Raw genomic sequence first — 20370 nt, 5'->3', positions numbered from 1 at the left:
TTACTTGCCTCCAAACAGGCGCGCGAAGAATCCTTGCTTCGGCACTTCGATGAAACGCAGGGGTTTCTCTTTGCCCAGGAGGCGGTCGACGGTGTCGCTGTAGGCCTGGCCAGCATCGCTCTGGTCGTCAAGGATGACCGGGATACCTTGGTTGGAAGCCTTGAGCACTGCCTGGGACTCGGGGATCACACCCTTGAGCTTGATCGCCAGGATCTCTTCGACGTCGGCAATGCTGAGCATTTCGCCTTTTTCGACACGCTCGGGGTGATAGCGGGTGATCAGCAGGTGCTCCTTGATCGGCTCCTCGCCGTTTTCGGAGCGGCGCGACTTGCTCGACAGGATGCCCAGCATACGGTCGGAGTCACGTACCGAGGAAACCTCTGGGTTGGTCACGACAATGGCTTCGTCGGCGAAGTACATCGCCAGGTGTGCGCCTTTCTCGATACCGGCCGGGGAGTCGCAGATGACGTAATCGAACTGTTCTTTCAGCTCCATCAACACCTTTTCCACGCCTTCCTGGGTCAGTGCGTCCTTGTCCCGGGTCTGGCTGGCGGCCAACACGAACAGGTTCTCGAGGCGCTTGTCCTTGATCAGGGCCTGCTGCAGATTGGCTTCGCCATTGACGACGTTGACGAAATCGTAGACCACGCGGCGTTCGCAGCCCATGATCAGGTCGAGGTTACGCAGGCCCACGTCGAAGTCGACGATGACTGTCTTGTGGCCGCGCAGTGCGAGGCCGGTGCCGATGGCGGCGCTGGTGGTGGTCTTGCCCACACCCCCCTTGCCGGAAGTAACGACGAGAATCTTGGCCAAGGTGTTTCACCCCTAAAAAAAGACGGGACTTGTGTCCCAGCAAAATGCAAAAACGGCAACGAGTGAAAAAGTTGCTCTAAAAATGTAGGCAAGTATCCGTTAAAGACGGGTGATGTTCAACACGTCACCGGACAGGCTGACCTGCACGCCGGAGCCCCACAACGGGTCGCGGCGCAGGTCCTCGCAAACCTTGTACTGGCCAGCGATCGACACCATTTCCGCGGTCATCTGCTGGCAGAAGATACGTGCCTTGGTATTGCCTTTGATACCGGCCAGGGCACGGCCGCGCATGGCGCCGTACACATGGATGTTGCCATCGGCGAGAAGTTCCGCGCCTGGGCTGACCGAACCGGTCACCACCAGGTCGCCACCCTGCGCATAGATCTGTTGGCCACCACGTACCGGCGAGGTGATGATCCGGGTCGGGCGGATTTCCGGCTCTGGCGCGGCCACCGGTGCAGGTGGCGGTGCCGGCTCAGGCTTCTTCACTTCCGGTTCGGGCTCCAGCGGCCGTTCCCGGGCACCGGAAGGGGGCAGTACAGGCAGGTCGATGGCAATCGCCGCGGCGATGTCCTCGATGCGGTTGGCCCGGATGGCCAAGGTCCGCAGGCCGTGGTGGCGGCAGATGCGCATTAGCCCGGGCAGGTCGATCGCCCCTTCGTCGGCAGGCAGCTTGTCCAGGGCCAGCACCAGCGGCGTGTTGCTGAAGAAATTGGGCGCCTGGGCCACTTTCGCCGCCAGTTGGCGGTCGAGGGCTTCCAGGTCGTTACGCCCCAGTTCCAGCACAGTGATGGCGAGCATGCTGCCCTTGAGCTGGAACACGGAGGCGGTGTCGGGTGTGTGGTTTGGGCTCATGGTCTGCATAGACGGCTTGTTACGAAAAAAGTGCCCTGACTTATAACGATAAGACCGGTTGGCCGCAACCGGCGCCGAACCGATGTAGAATGCTCGGCCTTTGTCTTACCGGAAGCTTCAATGGAACGTCCGCGTTTTCGTCCCTATTTCTTGCACCCGCGTTTCTGGGGCCTGTGGCTTGGCCTGGGCCTGCTGTGGCTGGTGGTGCAGTTGCCATACCGTGCCCTGCTGTGGCTCGGCAGTGCCCTGGGGGCGCTGATGTACCGGGTGGCCGGCGAGCGCCGGCGCATTGCTGCGCGCAACCTTGAGCTGTGCTTCCCGGAAATGTCCGTCGACGAACGGCGCCGTTTGTTGAAGGCGAATTTCGCCTCCACCGGCATCGCGTTCTTCGAAATGGCCATGAGCTGGTGGTGGCCCAAGGCCAGGCTGGCGCGCCTGGCTCATATCGAAGGCCTCGAGCACCTGCAGGCTGCCCAACAGGCAGGGCAGGGTGCCATCCTCATGGCTGTGCACTTCACCACCTTGGAAATCGGTGCTGCCTTGCTGGGCCAGGCCCATACCATTGACGGCATGTACCGCGAGCACGGCAACCCGCTGTTCGACTTCATCCAGCGCAGCGGCCGCGAGCGGCATAACCTCGATTCGCTGGCGGTGGAGCGCGAAGACGTGCGCGGCATGCTCAAACTGCTGCGCGCGGGCCGTGCGATCTGGTACGCCCCGGACCAGGACTATGGCGCCAAGCAGAGCCTGTTCGTGCCGCTGTTCGGTATCCCGGCGGCGACGGTCACTGCCACCACAAAATTTGCCCGCCTGGGCAAGGCACAGGTCATTCCCTTCACCCAGAAGCGCCTGGAGGACGGCAGCGGCTACCGCCTGGTGGTTCACCCGCCGCTGGAGGGCTTCCCCGGGGAAAGCGAAGAGGCCGATTGCCTGCGCATCAACCAGTGGGTAGAAGGTGTGTTGCGCGAATGCCCTGAACAGTATTTGTGGGCGCACCGGCGCTTCAAGTCGCGACCCGAGGGTGCGCCGCGGCTGTACGACAAGAAAAAACGCTGATTTGTCTCTTGTCAGGCCGGCGCCGATCGCCGGCCTGACCGTCACAGCTCCAGGGAGCAATACATGGCCCCACCCCCAATCACCGGCCTGATCCTCTCTGGCGGTGGTGCCCGCGCCGCCTATCAGGTCGGTGTCCTGGCCGGCATTGCCGAACTGCTGCCACCCGGTGCGGCCAACCCGTTCCCGGTGATCGTCGGCACCTCGGCCGGCGCCATCAACGCCGTGACCCTGGCCAGCGGGGCCGCTCGTTTCAGCGACGCGGTGCAACGCCTTACCACGTTCTGGCAGAACTTTCGCAGCCACCTGGTAATCCGCAGCGACTGGCCCGGGGTTATCCGCCAGGCCAGCCACTTCGTTGGCCACAGCCTGTTGGGCCTGGGGGGCCAGGGGCCGGTGGCATTGCTCGACAGCAGCCCATTGCGCAGCTTGCTGCAAACGCACCTTGACCTGGGCGGGATTGACCAGGCCCTGGCCAGCGAGCAACTGCGCGCGGTGGCGGTGACCGCCTTCGCCTACGAATCCGGTCAGGCGGTGACCTTCTACCAGGCCCGCGGCAGCATCGACGCCTGGTTACGCCATCGCCGTATCGGCATGCCCACGCCATTGACCATCGATCATCTGCTGGCCAGTTCCGCCATTCCGCTGTTGTTCGCCCCAGTGCGGCTGGGTGAGGAGTACTACGGTGACGGCGCAGTGCGCCAGTCGGCGCCGATCAGCCCGGCGCTGCACCTGGGCGCCAGCCGCGTCCTGGTGGTCGGGGTCAGCGGTAATCCGCAGCGGCCAGCGCCGCCGCTGCCGCCTCAGCGTGTGTTCAGTGGCCGGCAGCCAAGCCTGGCGCAGATTGGCGGGCATATGCTCAACAGCACCTTCATCGACAGCCTGGAGGACGACATCGAGCTGCTGCAGCGGCTCAACCACCTCAGCCGCCTGCTGCCCGCGCACCTGGATGCGCGGCGCCTTGGCCTGGCGCCAATCGATGTGTTGGTGGTGGCGCCCAGCCAGCCGCTGGACGAGATTGCCGCACGGCACAGGCGGGAACTGCCAGCGGCGTTGCGGGTTTTCCTGCGTGGGCCGGGCGCGACCCGCACCAGTGGCGCAGGGGTGTTGAGTTACCTGCTGTTCGAGGCCAGTTATTGCAGCGAACTGATCGAGCTGGGGCGGCGGGATGCGTTGGCCAAGCGTCGCGAACTTGAGCAGTTTCTGGGGATTTGAAGCTGGTTTAACAGGCCCTATCGACAGCGATAGGGCCGATAGCCATCACTCAGCGATCTGCAGTTTGCGCGCCTGGGTGTACACATACCGCACCTTCTCATACTCGAATGGCGAGTTGAGCTGGCCATAGCGGAATTTGGTGGTGTAGCGCTTGTCCACCGCCCGCAGCAGGAAGATCTCCGGGTGATCGGTACTGGCCTGGGCCACGTCCAGGAAGTTGATCGCCTGTTCGCCGGCATAGTCCACCACCACGCCCGTGGTGTCGCGCAGGTTCGACGGCCCCAGCACCGGCAGCACGATATATGGCCCTTCAGGTACGCCATAGAAGCCCAGGGTCTGGCCGAAGTCCTCGCTCTGGCGCGGCAAGCCCATCTTGGTCGCCGGATCCCACAGCCCACCCACCCCAATCAGGGTGTTGAACATCAGCCTTGCGGTGATCTCTGCCGAGCGCTTGGCCTTGAATTGCAGCACGCTGTTGAGCAGGTTCGGCACGTCGCCGAGGTTGTTGAAGAAGTTGCTCACCCCACTGCGCACGAAACGCGGCGTGACGTACTGATAGCCATCGACCAGCGGCAGCAGCACCCATTGGTCCAGGCGATAGTTGAAGTGGTAGATGCGCCGGTTCATCGATTCCAGCGGGTCGTACACGTTCAATGCCGCCAGGGTCGAGCGCTCGAATTCGCGCTGGTCGAGGCCGGGGTTGAATTTCAGTTCGCGCAGCGGGTCGATGAAGCCGTCGGCTTCAGGCGCCAGTGGCTGGGCGGTCACCTGGGGGTCGGCCTCGATTACGCTGGCACGTGGCGCGGTTTCCGCGGCCAGGGCATTGCCGGCAATCAGCAGGGCGGTGGCAAGGAGGAATTTGTTAGCCACGGAAAAACTCCAGCATGGCGTCGCTGTTGACGCGGTAATTAAGGTTGCCGCAGTGGCCGCCGTGGGGGTAAAGGGTCAGGCGGTCGCCGAACACCTTGCGCAGAAAGCCGATATCGCCGGGGCCCAGGATGACGTCATCGGCATTGTGCATCACGGCAATCTTCGGGCTGTTGTGCAGGTAATCTTCCAGGGCGTACAGGCTGACCTGGTTGACCAGTTGCAGGATGCTGTTGCCGTCGGTACGGGCGCGCCACATCGGGATCACCTGTTCGGTCATGTAGCAGTCGAAATCGCACTGCAATGCCCGCTTGAAGAACGGCGTAAGGCTGCTGCCCTCGGTGATCGGGAATTTCGGTGGAATGATCAGGCCGCGGCGGTTGATCAAATCGGAAGTGAAGGCAATGTCGGCGGCCGAGAAGCGGAACGAGGTACCGATGAGCATGGCCATCTGTTCATTCGACAGGCGCTGGCGCGATTGCTGGAAGTCATACAGCAGCGCGTCGTTGAGGTCGATGTAGCCTTTGTCCTGGAAGTACCGGGTCAGCTTTTCGAGCATCAGTTCGTAGAACGTGGTGCTGCGGTCGATACCCTTGACCTGGGTTTGCACCAGTTTGTCCAGGTTGTTGATCGAGGTGTACAGGTTGACCGGCGGGTTGAGCAGCAGCACACGCTTGAAATTGAAGCTGCGCCGGGTTTCGTCCAGGCGGCTGACGAATGCGGCGTCCAGCGCGCCGAGGCTGTAGCCGGTGAGGTAGTACTCGCTGGTCGGCAGGCGTGGGTGCTGGGCCCGCACCGCTTGCATGACCCTGTAGAGGTCTTCGGCATCTTCCTGGCTGACACCGGGGGTGGCGAAGCGCGAGGCGGCGCTCATGAAGTCGTAACTGGTGGGTGAAGACAGTTGCACCACATGGAAACCGGCCTGGTAGTACAGTTTTTTCAGGTATTCGTTGATGCTGCTCGAATAGGGCGCACCGGTGCCGGCGATGATGAAGATCAGCGGCGCCTCGTGGTCCTGGCGGGCCAGGCGATACTTGAGTTTTTTCACTGCCCAGAAGTTGTCGGGCAAGGTGAACTCACGTTCTGGCCGTAGGTTGAGGCTGTAGTCGGCCTGGTCGATTTCATCGTCGCTGGGCAGCGTGGGGCGCTGATCCGGCGGCGTGGTGGCGATGGTCGCCTCGAACGGGTTGGTCAAGGGGTAGCCATAGGTTGCGGCGTCGATGTCTCGCGCCGAAGCGGCCGCAGCCATGAGCAGGCCGCCAAGAAGGGCGGCTAGGCGCCAAGATCGAAGCATGTAATCCCCCAAAAGAACGCAGGCAAGGTAGTGCGCTGTGCAGGCTAGGACCGCGACTACCTGGGCAAAGTTGCCAGGTGCAGCGGCCTTTGGTGTGCTTGGTATCTGCAACATAGCTGCACGACGGTCATTTTGCCTTACAACTGGCCTTGGGTGATCATGCAGGGCTTCCATTACCGCTTTTGGAGAACGGGATGTCACGTACCTGGCCGGTTGCACTGTTGCTGCTGTGGCTCGCGCTGTGGCTGGCTGCCAGCTATGGCGTGCGCTACGGCTTGATGGAGGATGCGCAGTGGGTTGGCTTGTGCACGACACCCGGTGAGTACTGGCAATGCCAGGCGCGCGCGCTGTTGGGCTTGGGCATTCATTTTCAGGTGATGGCCTGGGCCGGGTTGGGCCTGGCGCTGCTGGGGCAGGTGGTGCCGGGGCGAGGCGGCTGGTGGCTGGCGGTATTGGCGCTCGTGTTCGGCGTACCGGCGCTGGTGCTGTATACCGCCAGCATTGCGGTGTTTGCCGTGGTGCTGGCGGGGTTGCGGTTGGTGCGGCAAGGGCGCTGCGGTCGCTAAACCTTGCGCCTGCGCAAGCTGCGCCACAACGCCGCCGTCATCACCACACTGACCACCGCCCAGCCCCAGGCCTGCTGATTCTGCAGCCCTTCCCGGTACAGTTGCGGCAACACCCCAGCGCCGACGATTAAGGCCAGCAGCGCCACCTCCGCCCGCGCCGCCGCTACCGGTCGCAGCAGGTAAACCAGCGCGGGCAACGCCAATGCCGGCGTAGGAAAGCTGCGATAACGCGGGTCGAACACCATCGCCAGCATGCTCACCGCCGCCGCAAAACCGGCCGCCAGCAGCCACCACCCAGCGCGCACCTCCAGCCAGGCAAACAAGCGTTCACGCCAGCCTGCCCGCCGCGCCAGCGCGAGCACGGCATGGGCCAGCACCAGCAGGTTCAGCCCTGCCAGCAGCACCGCCCACACCCATTCGCCGGCGAACCGCGCATGGGTACGCATCAACTCGCCCCACAGCCCCAGGCAGGCCGCGCCAAACGCCGCCAACAGCGGCAACAGCAAGGCGCCAAGCGTTGTTGCCGGGCACCCGGCGAGCATCAGCATGGCTGCCATCAGCACGGCACTTGCCAGTAACCATTGCGGCCAGTGCTGCAAGTTGCTTACCGGCCCCTCCAGTACGCCTTTGTCTTGCCGGTCGGCGTCATACAGGCCCCAGTAGCCGCCTACCGCTCCTTCGCTGGCACGCTTCCAGGGCTGGTCGAACGCTTCGATCAGGTTGTAATGCCAGCCGTTGGCCTCGGCCAGGGCGACGAAGCCGCGGATGAAACGCGCCTCGTTGGCCCGGCTGGGCACGGCGGTTTCGCGCTGGCGGCCTTCGCTGGGCCAACCGGTCTCGCCGATGAGGATGTCCTTGGGCGCGAAGCGCGTGCCGAACACCCGACGCACGTCAGCGACATGCGCCAGGGCATCGTCAATGCCGCGGGGGTCGTCTTCCCAGTAGGGCAGCAGGTGAATGGTCAGGAAGTCCACTGCAGGTGCCACCTGCGGATGTTGCAGCCAGAACTCCCACACATCGGCATAGGTCACCGGCACCTTGACTTGGCGTTTCACCTCGCCAATCAGCGCAGCCAGTCGCTCGCCGGTGACTTCCTTGCGCAGCAGCGCCTCGTTGCCGACGATCACCGCGCTGACCACGTCGGGGTTGGCATTGGCGGCGGCGATCAGCAATTGCACTTCTTTGTCTGTATCGACCGGGTTGGCATTGACCCAGGCGCCGAGCATCACCTTGAGCCCATGCTTGCGCGCCAGCGCAGGAATTGCTTCCAGACCGGTCATGGAATACGTGCGGATGCACTGAAATCGCTCGGCCAACAGCGCCAGGTCGGCATCCATGCGTGCCGGGCGCAGGCGAAAAGGCTGGTCGAACGGCGACTGATCCTTGTCGAACGGGGTATAGGAGGCGCACTGCAATTTGTGCGTGGGGCTGGCCGCGTCCGGCAGCTGTATGGGCTTGCCCAGGCCGTACCACAGCGCGCCCAGGCCAAGCAGGGCCAGCAGGCAGGCGAACAGGTAGACAAACAGCAGGCGGGCAGAGGTGGGCATCAGGCGGTCCATCGTCAGGCGCAAAACGTTAGATAGTAGCCCGGCGCCAATCCTTTGGCATGCAAGGATCGCGCTGGGCAGCGTACGCCGATGGCGCTAATGGCATAGTGCTGTCGCAAAGGGTTCGGGTAAAGGTCGCAGCTGGAGCAGGTCATGCTTTGTTGCAGGAAGATGATGCAATCTCCGAGACCTGACGAGGGGATGCTTTGATGGCGACTTTGAAAAGAATGCGACGTTTCCTGGGTGTGGGCAGCGCCCTGGTATTGGCCATGAGCGCTGCGCAGGCAATGGCCAAAGAAGTAAGCATTGGTTACGTGGATGGGTGGGCCGACAGCGTGGCGACCACCAACGTGGCCGCCGAAGTGATCAAGCAGAAGCTCGGCTATGACGTCAAGCTGCAGGCCGTGGCCACGGGCATCATGTGGCAGGGGGTCGCCACGGGTAAGCTCGACGCCATGCTGTCGGCCTGGCTACCGGTGACTCATGGCGAGTACTGGGCCAAGAACAAGGACAACGTGGTCGATTATGGCGCCAACTTCAAGGATGCCAAAATTGGCCTGATCGTCCCTGAGTACGTCAAGGCGGCGAGCATCGCCGACCTCAAGACCGATACCAGCTTCAAGCAGAAGATCGTCGGTATCGACGCAGGCTCAGGGGTGATGATCAAGACTGACCAGGCGATCAAGGACTATGACCTGACTGGCTACAAGCTGCAGGCCAGTTCCGGTGCGGCGATGACGGCCGAACTTGGCCGTGCTTATGCCAAGCAGCAATCGATTGCCGTGACCGGTTGGGTGCCGCATTGGATGTTCGCCAAGTGGAAGCTGAAGTTCCTTGAAGACCCGAAAGGGGTCTACGGCGCAGCTGAAACCGTCAACAGTATCGGTAGCAAGGAACTGGCGACCAAGGCGCCGGAAGTGGCCGAATTCCTCAAGAAGTTCAGCTGGCAGTCCAAGGATGAGATCGGCGAGGTCATGTTGGCGATCCAGGAGGGCGCCAAGCCTGAGGCCGCAGCGAAGGACTGGGTGGCCAAGCATCCGGATCGGGTCAAGGAGTGGACCGGTAAATAATTGATTTGAGCACCCGTGTGCCCCAATCGCCGACTTGCCGGCAACGGGGGCACACGGCTATCGGGTTGTTACCAATCCTGCAAAACACTATTGCATCTAAGACTAAGGTCGTCTGGTTGGCGTTCAAAGGCAGCATAAAGTGAAGGTGGGTTTACCCCTATCTGTGCTGCTAGGACAAAAACAATGAACGACAGCATTTACCTCTCGATACAAAACAGCCCGCGCTTCAAGGAGCTGGTTACCAAACGCGAACGGTTCGCCTGGATTCTCTCGGCGATCATGCTCGGCCTGTACTGCGCTTTCATCCTCCTGATCGCCTACGGTCCTCAGATTCTGGGCGCCAAGCTCAGCCCTGAGTCGTCGATTACCTGGGGCATTCCCCTGGGCGTCGGCCTGATCGTTTCGGCATTCGTCCTGACCGCCATCTACGTACGCCGCGCCAACGGCGAGTTCGATGAGCTGAACAAGGCCATCCTCAAGGAGGCGCAACAATGATTCGCCACGCCAAAGCTCTGGCCGTACTGGCCTGCGGCGTTTTTGCACCTGCCGTGTGGGCCGCTGACGCCCTGACCGGTGAGGTGCACAAACAGCCGTTGAACGTTTCGGCGATCGCCATGTTCGTGGCCTTCGTTGCCTTCACCCTCGGCATCACCTACTGGGCGTCCAAGCGCAACAAGTCGGCGTCGGACTACTACGCCGCCGGTGGCCGCATCACGGGCTTCCAGAACGGCCTGGCGATTGCCGGCGACTACATGTCGGCAGCCTCCTTCCTGGGTATTTCCGCGCTGGTGTTCACCTCTGGCTACGATGGCCTGATCTACTCGATCGGCTTCCTGGTCGGCTGGCCGATCATCCTCTTCCTGATCGCCGAACGCCTGCGCAACCTGGGTAAGTACACCTTCGCCGATGTGGCTTCCTACCGCCTCGGGCAGAAGGAAATCCGTACCCTGTCGGCCTCCGGGTCGCTGGTGGTGGTGGCCTTCTACCTGATCGCGCAGATGGTGGGTGCCGGCAAGCTCATCGAGCTGCTGTTCGGCCTCGACTACCACGTTGCGGTGATCCTCGTGGGGATCCTGATGTGCCTGTACGTGCTGTTTGGCGGCATGCTGGCCACCACCTGGGTACAGATCATCAAGGCGGTGCTGCTGCTGTCCGGTGCCAGCTTCATGGCGCTGATGGTGATGAAGCACGTAGGCTTTGACTTCAACACCCTGTTCTCCGAAGCGATCAAGGTGCACAGCAAAGGTGAGGCAATCATGAGCCCGGGCGGCCTGGTCAAGGACCCGATCTCAGCCTTCTCGCTGGGCCTGGCGCTGATGTTCGGTACCGCTGGCCTGCCGCACATCCTGATGCGCTTCTTCACCGTCAGCGACGCCAAGGAAGCGCGCAAGAGCGTGCTGTACGCGACTGGCTTCATCGGTTACTTCTACATCCTGACCTTCATCATCGGCTTTGGCGCGATCCTGCTGGTCAGCACCAACCCGGACTTCAAGGACGCCGCTGGTGCCCTGCTCGGTGGCAACAACATGGCGGCGGTGCACCTGGCCAACGCCGTGGGTGGCAGCGTGTTCCTCGGCTTCATCTCGGCGGTGGCGTTCGCCACCATCCTGGCAGTGGTGGCCGGCTTGACCTTGGCCGGCGCCTCGGCAGTGTCCCATGACCTGTACGCCAGTGTTTGGCGCAAAGGCAAGGCCAACGACAAGGATGAAATCCGCGTATCGAAGATCACCACCATCGCCCTGGGCGTGCTGGCGATCGGCCTGGGTATTCTGTTCGAGAAGCAGAACATCGCCTTCATGGTCGGCCTGGCATTCTCCATCGCGGCCAGCTGCAACTTCCCGGTGCTGCTGCTTTCGATGTACTGGAAGAAACTCACCACCCGCGGCGCCATGATCGGCGGCTGGTTGGGCTTGGTCAGTGCCGTGGGCCTGATGATCCTTGGCCCGACTATCTGGGTGCAGATCCTCGGTCACGAGAAGCCGATTTACCCGTACGAATACCCAGCGCTGTTCTCGATGCTGATTGCCTTCGTCGGTATCTGGTTCTTCTCGGTGACTGACAAGTCCAAGGCCGCTGAAAACGAACGTGCGCTGTTCTTCCCACAGTTCGTGCGTTCGCAGACGGGCCTGGGGGCTTCCGGCGCCGTCTCCCACTGACTCACGCGCAATGAAAAACCGCGCTACGGCATTTGCCGTAGCGCGGTTTTTTGTTTCGGGTGCTAGATCATGCCGAGTAACAACAGCACCAACAGAATCACCAGCACCACGCCGACAATGCCGGAAGGGCCATAGCCCCAGCTGCGCGAGTGCGGGAAGACCGGTAAGCCACCAATCAACAGCAGGATCAGGATGATGATGAGGATCGTGGTCATGACGGAGTCCTTGCGTGGTTGAGGGTCAAGGGCCTCGTACAGCTGGCCTCTTGTTTATTCGGACCGATGCCGCTTGGCAAAGATTCCATTTGCTGCGCACTGACCACTGGGTCATGCCAACCCATTCACTAGCCTGATGAACCCTGCCTCGCGCCAAGGCCTTGATTAGACTCGCCAGACATCCCAGCAGAACAAGGCCTGCCACCATGCACAACCGCATCATGATCACCGGCGCCGGATCTGGCCTCGGCCGCGAAATCGCCCTGCGCTGGGCCCGTGAGGGCTGGCGCCTGGCATTGGCCGATGTCAACGAAGCCGGCGTGCGCGAAACCCTCGAGCAGGTGCGTGCGGCCGGCGGCGATGGGTTTACCCAGCGCTGCGACGTACGCGACTACAGCCAGCTCACCGCCCTGGCCCAGGCCTGCCAGGAGAAGTTCGGCGGCATCGATGTGATCGTCAATAATGCCGGGGTCGCCTCGGGTGGCTTTTTCGCCGAGTTGTCGCTAGAGGACTGGGACTGGCAGATCGCGGTCAACCTGATGGGCGTGGTCAAAGGCTGCAAGGCCTTCCTGCCGCTGCTCGAGCGCAGCAAGGGACGCATCATCAACGTGGCGTCCATGGCGGCGCTGATGCAGGGGCCGGGCATGAGCAACTACAACGTGGCCAAGGCCGGCGTGCTGGCACTGTCGGAGAGCCTGCTGGTGGAGTTGCGCCAGCTGGAGGTGGCGGTGCATGTGGTCTGCCCGTCGTTCTTCCAGACCAACCTGCTCGATTCGTTCCGTGGCCCCAATCCGGCGATGAAGGCCCAGGTCGGCAAGTTGCTGGAGGGCTCGCCGATCAGCGCGGCTGACATCGCCGACTACATCCATCAGCAGGTCGGTGCCGGCGAGTTTCTGATCCTGCCCCATGAGGCCGGGCGCCAGGCCTGGCAGCTCAAGCGCCAGACGCCGGAGCGGCTGTACGACGAGATGGCGGAAATGGCGGTGAAGATGCGGGGCAAGGCCCAAGTGCGCTGATTTTAGGGTTTGTCTGTAAGGGTAATTACCCGTCTGCGTAGGCTTGTTCTGATTTGCAGTGAAGGCGTTGAGTAGCGGAATATCCCCATGCAATCTCCGGTTTTCCCTGATGCCGGAGGACCGGAACATGTTGGTCATTGGACGTGAAGTCGGCGAAGTCATCACCATAGGTGACGATATTCGGATCATGGTGGTGGAAGCACGAGACGGCATGGTGCGTTTTGGCATCAGTGCCCCGCGGGAGGTGTCGGTGCACCGGGCGGAGGTGTACAAGCGGATCAAGGCGGGGGAGGCACGCAAGTCGAAGTCGGTCTGAGAGGGCTTGCCGGCGCTATCGCCGGCAAGCCCTCTCCCACATCAATCCTGGTGAACGGTGCTGGCCGCGCGTGTTCCTGCCGACGATAGGGCTTGTGATTCAGTCAAGCAGCTCCCGCGGCACATCATGCTTGGCCAGCAACTGGCATTGCTGGCTCTCCAGGTCGAACAGGATGAACGCCTGGCCCTTGGCCAATGCCTGGCGCACCCGCAGTACGCGGGTTTCCAGCGGGGTATCGTCGCCGTTGTCGGTGCCGTCACGGGTCACGAAGTCCTCGATCAGGCGGGTCAGGGTTTCGGCTTGCAGTTGCTCGTAGGGGATCAGCATGGGGTTCGGCTTCGGTAATGAATGACGCCAATGCTACGCGAAACCTGGCACCGGGTGCTCACCCCTTGTTGCCCACCAGGCTGTCCACCGCCGGGACCCGCGTGTCGCTCTCCATCTGGGCATCGTGCTCAAGCTGATGGCTGAAGCGCTCCAGCGAGGCATTGGCCGGGTGCGAGTCGCTGGCAAAGACCGGTGGGCTGAGCAGGTAGCCGGACAGCAGACGGCTGAGCGCGGCCAGGCTGTCGATGTGAGTACGCTCGTAGCCATGGGTGGCATCGCAGCCGAACGCTACCAGCGCTGTGCGAATGTCATGCCCAGCGGTCACCGCCGAGTGGGCATCGCTGAAGTAGTAGCGAAATACGTCGCGGCGCACCGGCAGGTTCTGGTCGCCGGCCAGATTCAGCAGGTGGCGGGACAGGTGATAGTCGTAAGGCCCCGAAGAGTCCTGCATCGCCACGCTGACGGCATGTTCGCTGGAGGCCTGGCCGGGCGCGACCGGGGCAATATCGATGCCGACGAATTCGCTGACATCCCAAGGCAGGGCCGCAGCAGCGCCAGAGCCGGTTTCCTCGGTGATGGTGAACAGAGGGTGGCAGTCGATCAGCGGCTGACGGCCGCTTTCCACTACAGCCTTCAGCGCGGCCAGCAAGGCGGCTACGCCGGCCTTGTCGTCCAGGTGGCGCGCACTGATGTGGCCGCTTTCGGTGAACTCTGGCAACGGGTCGAAGGCGACGAAGTCGCCGATGGATACACCCAAGGCTTCGCAGTCGGCTCGGGTGGTGCAGTAAGCGTCCAAGCGCACTTCCACGTGCTCCCAACTGACCGGCATCTGGTCGATGGCGGTGTTGAACGCGTGCCCGCTGGCCATCAGCGGCAGTACGCTGCCACGCAATACCCCGGTGTCGGTGAACACACTGACCCGACTGCCTTCGGCGAAACGGCTCGACCAGCAACCCACCGGCGCCAGGGCCAGGCGGCCATTGTCCTGCAACTGGCGCACGCTGGCACCGATGGTGTCGAGGTGGGCCGAGACAGCGCGGTCGGGTGAGCTTTGCCGGCCCTTGAGGGTGGCGCGGATGGTGCCGCGGCGGGTCAGTTCGTAGGGGATGCCCAGTTCGTCGAGGCGTTCAGCGACATAACGCACGATGGTGTCGGTGAAGCCGGTTGGGCTGGGGATGGCCAGCATCTCCAGAAGGACACGCTTGAGGTAGTCGAGATCGGGTTCGGGGTGTCGTTCAGACATGGGTACTCCTCGGGTCATGCTGTACCGTTGCAGGCCCTATCGCCGGCAAGCCGGCTCTCACAGACCATTCACGGCTAGAGAGCGGTGCAGTACGTGTGGGCGCCGGCGTGCCGGCGACAGGGCCGTCACTGATTCACGCCAACGCCCGGCTGTGCGGGAACAGCAAGTCGACGAAGCGCTCTGCCGTTGGCTGCGGTTCATGGTTGGCCAAGCCGGCGCGCTCGTTAGCCTCGATGATCACGTAATCCGGGTGTTCGGCATCGCGCACCATCAGGTCCAGGCCCACCACTGGAATCTCCAGTGCCCGTGCTGCCCGCACGGCCGCGTCGGCCAGCACTGGGTGCAAACGCTCAGTCACGTCTTCCAGGGTGCCACCTGTATGCAGGTTGGCAGTCCGGCGCACGGCCAGGCGCTGGCCGGCGGGCAGCACACTGAGGTAGTCCAGACCGGCGTCACGTAGGGTGCGTTCGGTTTCGTCATCCAGCGCAATGCGGCTTTCGCCACCCGTGGCGGCCTGCCGTCGGCGGCTCTGGGCTTCGATCAGCTGGCGGATGCTGTGCTTGCCGTCACCCACCACGTGCGCCGGGTGGCGTATCGCCGCTGCCACCACTTCGTAGCCAATTACCACGATGCGCAGGTCCTGGCCGGGGTGGAAGCTCTCCAGCAGCACGCGGCTGTCGAAGCGTCGCGCGTGCTCGATGGCCTGGCTCACCTCGTCATAAGTGCTCAGGTTGACCGCTACCCCTTGGCCCTGTTCGCCATCCACCGGCTTGACCACCACGGCGCCGTGTTCGTCGAGAAACGCCAGGTTGTCATCGGCGTTGCCCGCCAGCTGCTGCATCGGTACCTGCAAGCCTGCCGCGTGCAGCGCTTGCTGGGTCAGGCGCTTGTCCTGGCACAGCGTCATGCTCACCGCGCTGGTCAGGTCGCTCAGCGACTCGCGGCACCGCACCCGGCGCCCGCCGAGGCTCAGGGTAAACAGGCCGCCCTCGGCGTCGTCCACCTGCACCTCGATTCCTCGCCGATAGGCTTCATCGACGATGATCCGCGCATAGGGGTTGAGCCCGGCTTCGGGGCCGGGACCAAGGAACAGTTGCTGATTGATGCCGTTCTTGCGCTTGACCGCGAAGGTCGGCAGGTTGCGAAAACCCAGCTTTTCATAGAGCCGCTTGGCTTGACGGTTGTCGTGCAGCACCGACAGGTCCAGGTAGGCCAGGCCCCGGCTCATGAAGTGTTCGATCAAGTGGCGCACCAGCACTTCGCCAACCCCGGGCCGGGTGCACTGAGGGTCCACGGCCAGGCACCACAGGCTGCTGCCATGCTCGGGGTCGTCAAAGGCTTTGCTATGGTTCAGGCCCATGACGCTGCCAATCACCGCGCCGCTGTCTTCGTCCTCGGCCAGCCAATACACCGGGCCGCCCTGATGGCGCGGCGTGAGGCGGTCCGGCTGCACAGGCAGCATGCCGCGCGCCTGGTACAGGGTGTTGATCGCCTGCCAGTCGGCATCGCTTTGCGCCCGGCGGATGCGAAAGCCACGAAAGACCCGTTGCGCCTGGCGGTAATCAGTGAACCACAGCCGCAAGGTGTCGGACGGGTCGAGGAACAAATGCTGCGGCGCCTGTGCCAGCAACTGCTGAGGCGCGGCCACATACAGGGCGATGTCGCGCTCACCAGGACGTTCGTCCTGCAGCGCCTCTGCCAGGCTGGCAGGGTCCGGGTAAGTATGGCCGATCAGCAGCCGCCCCCAACCGCAGTGCAAAGCCCGCGGCTGGTCGTGGGGCTCGCTGCCATCACCCGCCAGGCGTGCCTGCAGGCGCTCGTAAGACGGCGTCTGGCCACGCAGCAGGCGCTGACCGTAAGCGATTTCATGAGCTTTCATCGGTCAGATTCCTTGTTCGCTGAGCCACAGGTTCAGGGCTGCCAGCTGCCATAGCTTGGAGCCGCGCAGCGGGGTGAGCTGGCCGTGGGGGTTACTCAGCAGGCGGTCAAGCATGGAGGGGTTGAACAAGCCACGGTCCTGGCTCGGGTCGGTCAGCAGTTCGCGTACCCAATCCAGCGTCGCACCCTGCAGGTGCTTGAGGCCCGGCACCGGGAAGTAACCTTTCTTGCGGTCGATCACTTCATGGGGAATCACGCGTCGCGCGGCCTGCTTGAGCACCTGCTTGCCGCCGTCCGGCAGCTTGAAGCGCGCCGGAATGCGCGCCGACAGTTCGACCAGGCGGTAGTCGAGGAACGGCGTACGTGCTTCCAGGCCCCAGGCCATGGTCATGTTGTCGACCCGTTTGACCGGGTCGTCGACCAGCATCACCGTGCTGTCCAGGCGCAGTGCCTTGTCTACCGCATCGGGGGCGCCGGGGCGGGCGAAGTGCTCGCGGACAAAATCACCCGCCACGTCGGTGTCCAGCTGCCAAGGGGCCTGTACGGTGTCGCGGTACTCGGCATGGCTACGGTCGAAGAACGCACTGCGGTAAGCGCTGAAGGCATCTTCGGCGCCGTCCACCTGCGGGTACCAGTGGTACCCGGCAAACAATTCGTCGGCGCCCTGGCCGCTCTGCACACCTTTACAGTGTTTGGCCACTTCCCGCGAGAGCAGGTAGAAGGCAATGCAGTCATGGCTGACCATCGGTTCGCTCATGGCGCGGAAGGCCGCCGGCAACTGCTCGATGATTTCGTGTTCGGCGATGCGCAGCTTGTGGTGGCGGGTGCCGTAGTGTTTGGCGATCAGGTCGGAGTACTGGAACTCGTCGCCGCGCTCGCCCCCGGCATCCTCGAAGCCGATGGAGAAGGTCGACAGGTCGTCGACGCCCACCTCGCGCAGCAGCCCGACCAACAGGCTGGAATCGACACCGCCAGACAGCAGTACACCGACGTCCACGGCAGCGCGTTGGCGAATTGCCACGGCGTCACGTGTAGCGTCGAGTACCCGGGTAGTCCAGCCTTCCAGGTCGAGCTCGCGCTCATCCGGGTTGGGGCCGAACTGCAGCTGCCACCAGGTTTGGCGCTCCACCTCACCATGGCGGTCGATGCGCATCCAGGTGCCGGGTTCGAGCTTTTGCACGTTGGCCAGCAGGGTGCGTGGCGCTGGCACCACGGCGTGGAAGTTGAGGTAGTGGTTGAGCGCTACCGGGTCGATCATCGGGTCGATGTCGCCGCCTTTGAGCAGCGCTGGCAGGGTCGACGCGAAACGCAACCGCTCGCCGTTGCGCGAAAGGTACAGCGGCTTGACGCCCAGGCGGTCGCGGGCCAGGAACAGGCGCTGGTTATCGCGCTCCCAGATGGCCAGGGCGAACATGCCATTGAGCTTGGGCAGCAGGGCCGCACCCCAGGCGTGGTAGCCCTTGAGCAACACTTCGGTGTCGCCGTCGGACCAGAAGGTGTAGCCCAGGTCTTGGAGCTCCTGGCGCAGTTCGGGGAAGTTGTAGATGGCCCCGTTGAAGGCCAGCGAGAGGCCGAGGGTGTTATCGACCATCGGCTGCGCCGAGCCATCGGACAGGTCCATGATCTTCAAGCGCCGGTGGCCGAGGGCAATCGGCCCCAGGCTATGGAAGCCCCAGGCGTCGGGACCGCGTGGCGCCAAATGATGGGTCATGCGCTCTACCGCGGCGAGGTCCGCCGGGCGAGGGGCTTGGCCGAGGGGGGTGAAACGTAACTCTCCTGCTAATCCGCACATAGGTCCTTACCGGTTTTTCCGTTGGGGAATCAGTGCCCCGGATTAGGGCACCTGTAAGGAACTGACCTGAGCGAATTGTGAGAGTTTTAGATCGATCTGTTATAAGCAGTAGAACGCTAGGATAGCGCTGGTCACCTGCCCCGGATGAGTTTGCGCAAGCCGAAGCGGTTTGGATGGCATGCTTCGGCCACCGCTCGCGGTAACGGCAAGGGCTCGCCACTCGCCCAGGCTGCGATCAATTCGCCCGACAGCGGTGCCGTGATCAGCCCCCGTGAACCATGGCCGCTGTTCACGTACAAACCGTCCAGCCAGGGGCAGGGTACTTCTGGCACCTGCCGCGCATCCTTGCCCAACGCCGCATACGCCTTGGCAAACGCAGCCGGGTCGGCCAGCGGCCCGACTATCGGTAAATAGTCCGGGCTGGTGCAGCGAAACGCGGCGCGCCCCTGCAACTGCGCGGGGTCAAGGGCCGCACTGTCGAGGCGCTGGGCCAGGTCCGTGGAAATGTCATTGAGCAGCGCCAGGTTGCTCTGGTGCTCTGCCACGGTCGGCACCAGGTCCTCACTTTGGAAGTCGAAGCTCGCCCCCAGGGTATGCTCATCACCCCGGGGCGGCGCGACATAGCCGTCGGCACACACCACCGTGCGCAGTGCGCGGCTGGCGTCGGTTGCCGGCAACCGGGTGATCTGCCCCCGGATACGCTTGAGTGGCAATTGCGCGCACGGCTCGAAGCGCCGCACTTCGGCGGCTGCGGCCAGGACCACCAGCGGCGCGCTGGCCAGCAGTCGCTCGCCTGCCCAGGCTTGCCAGTGGTCATCGACTTTGCGCAGCTCGATGACCTCCTGGTGTGTCAGCAGGCGAATACGCGGGTGCTGTAATTGCTGTTGGCACAGCGCCGGCGGGTGCACCCAGCCACCTTCGGGGTAGAACAATCCGCCGGCCGGCAAGGCCACCCCGGCGATGGCTTCGGCCTCGGCGCGCTCCAGGGCGTGCAGCAGGCCGTGGTCGAAGGCGGCAGCCAGCTTGCCTTGGCGTTCGGCCTCCTTGCTGTCGAAGGCCAGCTGCAGCACGCCGCAGGCCTCCCAGTCGTGGCCACGCTGCAAGCGCTCGAGCTGGCGCCGGGTGTAGCCGAAGCCGGAGAGGATCATTTGCGAAAGCGCGGTGCCATGGGCAGACAGCTTGAGGTACAGCACACCTTGCGGGTTGCCCGACGCTTCCTGGGCCGGGGCCTGGTGGCGCTCCAGCACGGTGACCTGCCACCCTCGGCGGGCCAGGCTGGCAGCGCTGGCGCTGCCGGCCAGACCGGCACCGATCACCAGCGCGTCACGCGGCCCCTGGACAACCGCTGGGCGCGCGTACCAAGGCGCGCCGGGGCCGGGCAGAGGGCCGACGTAAGCGCCGCTCATTACCTCCCACTTCTTGCCGATACCCGGCACCTTCTTCATGGCGAAGCCGGCTTCGACCAGGCTGCGGCGTACCCAGCCGGTGGTGGTGAAGGTGCCCAGCACCGTGCCAGGGTGGGACAGGCGCGCCAGTTGCGCGAACAGCGCCGGGGTCCACATGTCCGGGTTCTTGGCGGGGGCAAAGCCATCGAGGAACCACACGTCGATCTGCGCATCGAGTTGCGGCAGCTGTTCCAGCACATCGCCGATCAACAGGGTGAGCGTGACCCGGCCATCAGCGAACGTGAACTGCTGGAACCCTGGGTGCACGGCCACGTACTGCTCCAGCAGGGGCTCGGTGTAGGCGGCCAGGTCTGGCCACAGGCGTGCAGCACGGAGCATGTCTTCGTGGCCGAGGGGGTATTTCTCGACACTGACGAAATGCAAACGCGCATTGCTGTGTGCGTGCTCGTCGAACAGCTGCCAGGCGCAGAAGAAGTTCATGCCGGTGCCAAAACCGGTTTCGCCGATCACCAGGCAGGTGTGTGGCGCAAGGTCGGCACAGCGCTCGGCCAGACGGGTCTGGCCGAGGAACACGTGCTTGGTTTCTTCGATGCCTTCGTTGACCGCGAAATAGACGTCGTCGTATTGCCGCGAATGGGGGCGGCCGTGGTCGTCCCAATCGATCTGGGCGTGCTGGAGGAGGGTGGACATGGTTGGCTCGGTTGCAGCGGATGGCAGGATTTTATGACATCTGAAGGGTTT

General features: G+C 63.5%; 19 protein-coding genes. 8 read left to right on the top strand and 11 right to left on the bottom strand.

The genetic code is table 11. From position 1 onward, the window contains the following. Together minD and minC are read right to left on the bottom strand one after the other, a co-directional pair. On the bottom strand, positions 1-813 hold the full coding sequence (gene minD / locus APH34_RS07235; protein ID WP_054893840.1) for a septum site-determining protein MinD: 813 nt from the start codon (positions 811-813) through the stop codon (positions 1-3). A gap of 99 nt (positions 814-912) precedes the next feature. Next, positions 913-1677: a septum site-determining protein MinC gene (minC, locus tag APH34_RS07230; protein ID WP_054900499.1), complete on the bottom strand. Its 765-nt coding sequence runs from the start codon at positions 1675-1677 to the stop codon at positions 913-915. Positions 1678-1788: 111 nt separating this feature from the next. Here minC and APH34_RS07225 point away from each other — a divergent pair, with 111 nt between their 5' ends. Together APH34_RS07225 and APH34_RS07220 are read left to right on the top strand one after the other, a co-directional pair. After that, on the top strand, positions 1789-2724 hold the full coding sequence (locus APH34_RS07225) for a lipid A biosynthesis lauroyl acyltransferase (protein ID WP_054900498.1): 936 nt from the start codon (positions 1789-1791) through the stop codon (positions 2722-2724). Positions 2725-2787: 63 nt separating this feature from the next. Further along, positions 2788-3936 carry a patatin-like phospholipase family protein gene (locus tag APH34_RS07220; RefSeq protein WP_054900497.1) on the top strand — a complete coding sequence of 383 codons (1149 nt, stop codon included), beginning with the start codon at positions 2788-2790 and terminating at the stop codon, positions 3934-3936. A gap of 45 nt (positions 3937-3981) precedes the next feature. Here the strand turns inward: APH34_RS07220 and APH34_RS07215 are convergent, their stop codons facing one another. Continuing rightward, positions 3982-4806, bottom strand: a complete 825-nt coding sequence (locus APH34_RS07215) for a VacJ family lipoprotein (protein ID WP_082422737.1) — start codon at positions 4804-4806, stop codon at positions 3982-3984. Then, positions 4799-6097 (bottom strand): serine/threonine protein kinase, encoded by a 1299-nt coding sequence (locus APH34_RS07210; protein ID WP_054900496.1) that lies wholly within the window; start codon positions 6095-6097, stop codon positions 4799-4801. Before APH34_RS07210 ends, APH34_RS07215 begins: the two co-directional genes overlap by 8 nt. Positions 6098-6291: 194 nt before the next feature. Here APH34_RS07210 and APH34_RS07205 point away from each other — a divergent pair, with 194 nt between their 5' ends. After that, complete coding sequence (locus tag APH34_RS07205; RefSeq protein WP_054900495.1) at positions 6292-6663, top strand: hypothetical protein; 372 nt, start codon at positions 6292-6294, stop codon at positions 6661-6663. Here the strand turns inward: APH34_RS07205 and APH34_RS07200 are convergent. Next, complete coding sequence (locus APH34_RS07200) at positions 6660-8222, bottom strand: hypothetical protein (RefSeq protein ID WP_054900602.1); 1563 nt, start codon at positions 8220-8222, stop codon at positions 6660-6662. The two genes, APH34_RS07205 and APH34_RS07200, sit on opposite strands and share 4 nt — an antisense overlap. Positions 8223-8419: 197 nt before the next feature. On the opposite strand from APH34_RS07200, the gene APH34_RS07195 reads away from it, so the two are divergent. The 3 genes from APH34_RS07195 to APH34_RS07185 all read left to right on the top strand — a co-directional run bounded on the left by APH34_RS07195 (position 8420) and on the right by APH34_RS07185 (position 11436). After that, positions 8420-9280 (top strand): glycine betaine ABC transporter substrate-binding protein, encoded by an 861-nt coding sequence (locus APH34_RS07195; RefSeq protein WP_054900494.1) that lies wholly within the window; start codon positions 8420-8422, stop codon positions 9278-9280. Between the two features lie 183 nt (positions 9281-9463). After that, the gene (locus APH34_RS07190) at positions 9464-9775 is read left to right on the top strand and encodes a DUF485 domain-containing protein (RefSeq protein WP_054900493.1); all 312 of its coding nucleotides are present in this window, start codon (positions 9464-9466) and stop codon (positions 9773-9775) included. Then, positions 9772-11436, top strand: a complete 1665-nt coding sequence (locus tag APH34_RS07185) for a cation acetate symporter (protein WP_054900492.1) — start codon at positions 9772-9774, stop codon at positions 11434-11436. Before APH34_RS07190 ends, APH34_RS07185 begins: the two co-directional genes overlap by 4 nt. A gap of 62 nt (positions 11437-11498) precedes the next feature. Here the strand turns inward: APH34_RS07185 and APH34_RS28560 are convergent, their stop codons facing one another. Next, on the bottom strand, positions 11499-11651 hold the full coding sequence (locus APH34_RS28560) for a DUF3309 family protein (RefSeq protein ID WP_012271016.1): 153 nt from the start codon (positions 11649-11651) through the stop codon (positions 11499-11501). A gap of 206 nt (positions 11652-11857) precedes the next feature. Here APH34_RS28560 and APH34_RS07180 point away from each other — a divergent pair, with 206 nt between their 5' ends. Both APH34_RS07180 and csrA read left to right on the top strand, forming a co-directional pair. After that, entirely contained in the window at positions 11858-12667 is an 810-nt protein-coding gene (locus tag APH34_RS07180; RefSeq protein WP_054900491.1) for an SDR family oxidoreductase, read from the top strand. A gap of 127 nt (positions 12668-12794) precedes the next feature. Continuing rightward, positions 12795-12983, top strand: coding sequence for a carbon storage regulator CsrA (gene csrA / locus APH34_RS07175; protein WP_054900490.1), 189 nt, complete (start codon positions 12795-12797; stop codon positions 12981-12983). A gap of 99 nt (positions 12984-13082) precedes the next feature. On the opposite strand, the gene APH34_RS07170 is transcribed toward csrA, so the two are convergent. The 5 genes from APH34_RS07170 to mnmC form a co-directional block, all read right to left on the bottom strand. Continuing rightward, on the bottom strand, positions 13083-13310 hold the full coding sequence (locus APH34_RS07170; RefSeq protein WP_054900489.1) for a YheU family protein: 228 nt from the start codon (positions 13308-13310) through the stop codon (positions 13083-13085). A gap of 58 nt (positions 13311-13368) precedes the next feature. Beyond that, on the bottom strand, positions 13369-14553 hold the full coding sequence (locus APH34_RS07165; RefSeq protein ID WP_054900488.1) for an osmoprotectant NAGGN system M42 family peptidase: 1185 nt from the start codon (positions 14551-14553) through the stop codon (positions 13369-13371). 133 nt (positions 14554-14686) lie between these two features. Continuing rightward, positions 14687-16432: an N-acetylglutaminylglutamine synthetase gene (gene ngg / locus APH34_RS07160; protein WP_054900487.1), complete on the bottom strand. Its 1746-nt coding sequence runs from the start codon at positions 16430-16432 to the stop codon at positions 14687-14689. Positions 16433-16435: 3 nt separating this feature from the next. Further along, positions 16436-18223 (bottom strand): N-acetylglutaminylglutamine amidotransferase, encoded by a 1788-nt coding sequence (locus tag APH34_RS07155; RefSeq protein ID WP_054900486.1) that lies wholly within the window; start codon positions 18221-18223, stop codon positions 16436-16438. Between the two features lie 131 nt (positions 18224-18354). Then, on the bottom strand, positions 18355-20319 hold the full coding sequence (gene mnmC, locus APH34_RS07150) for a bifunctional tRNA (5-methylaminomethyl-2-thiouridine)(34)-methyltransferase MnmD/FAD-dependent 5-carboxymethylaminomethyl-2-thiouridine(34) oxidoreductase MnmC (protein ID WP_054900485.1): 1965 nt from the start codon (positions 20317-20319) through the stop codon (positions 18355-18357). Positions 20320-20370: the final 51 nt, after the last annotated feature.

The sequence above is a fragment of the Pseudomonas sp. NBRC 111131 genome, from assembly GCF_001320525.1.
Taxonomy (GTDB): domain Bacteria; phylum Pseudomonadota; class Gammaproteobacteria; order Pseudomonadales; family Pseudomonadaceae; genus Aquipseudomonas; species Aquipseudomonas ceruminis.
This window is presented reverse-complemented; position numbering and strand designations above follow the sequence as displayed.

Excerpts from the sequence above, each read along its gene's own strand:
- minC (WP_054900499.1), bottom strand. The coding sequence starts at position 1,677 with ATGCAGACCATGAGCCCAAACCACACACCCGACACCGCCTCCGTGTTC.
- APH34_RS07225 (WP_054900498.1), top strand. The coding sequence starts at position 1,789 with ATGGAACGTCCGCGTTTTCGTCCCTATTTCTTGCACCCGCGTTTCTGG.
- APH34_RS07220 (WP_054900497.1), top strand. The coding sequence starts at position 2,788 with ATGGCCCCACCCCCAATCACCGGCCTGATCCTCTCTGGCGGTGGTGCC.
- APH34_RS07210 (WP_054900496.1), bottom strand. The coding sequence starts at position 6,097 with ATGCTTCGATCTTGGCGCCTAGCCGCCCTTCTTGGCGGCCTGCTCATG.
- APH34_RS07205 (WP_054900495.1), top strand. The coding sequence starts at position 6,292 with ATGTCACGTACCTGGCCGGTTGCACTGTTGCTGCTGTGGCTCGCGCTG.
- APH34_RS07200 (WP_054900602.1), bottom strand. The coding sequence starts at position 8,222 with ATGGACCGCCTGATGCCCACCTCTGCCCGCCTGCTGTTTGTCTACCTG.
- APH34_RS07195 (WP_054900494.1), top strand. The coding sequence starts at position 8,420 with ATGGCGACTTTGAAAAGAATGCGACGTTTCCTGGGTGTGGGCAGCGCC.
- APH34_RS07190 (WP_054900493.1), top strand. The coding sequence starts at position 9,464 with ATGAACGACAGCATTTACCTCTCGATACAAAACAGCCCGCGCTTCAAG.
- APH34_RS07185 (WP_054900492.1), top strand. The coding sequence starts at position 9,772 with ATGATTCGCCACGCCAAAGCTCTGGCCGTACTGGCCTGCGGCGTTTTT.
- APH34_RS28560 (WP_012271016.1), bottom strand. The coding sequence starts at position 11,651 with ATGACCACGATCCTCATCATCATCCTGATCCTGCTGTTGATTGGTGGC.
- APH34_RS07180 (WP_054900491.1), top strand. The coding sequence starts at position 11,858 with ATGCACAACCGCATCATGATCACCGGCGCCGGATCTGGCCTCGGCCGC.
- csrA (WP_054900490.1), top strand. The coding sequence starts at position 12,795 with ATGTTGGTCATTGGACGTGAAGTCGGCGAAGTCATCACCATAGGTGAC.
- APH34_RS07170 (WP_054900489.1), bottom strand. The coding sequence starts at position 13,310 with ATGCTGATCCCCTACGAGCAACTGCAAGCCGAAACCCTGACCCGCCTG.
- APH34_RS07165 (WP_054900488.1), bottom strand. The coding sequence starts at position 14,553 with ATGTCTGAACGACACCCCGAACCCGATCTCGACTACCTCAAGCGTGTC.
- ngg (WP_054900487.1), bottom strand. The coding sequence starts at position 16,432 with ATGAAAGCTCATGAAATCGCTTACGGTCAGCGCCTGCTGCGTGGCCAG.
- APH34_RS07155 (WP_054900486.1), bottom strand. The coding sequence starts at position 18,223 with ATGTGCGGATTAGCAGGAGAGTTACGTTTCACCCCCCTCGGCCAAGCC.
- mnmC (WP_054900485.1), bottom strand. The coding sequence starts at position 20,319 with ATGTCCACCCTCCTCCAGCACGCCCAGATCGATTGGGACGACCACGGC.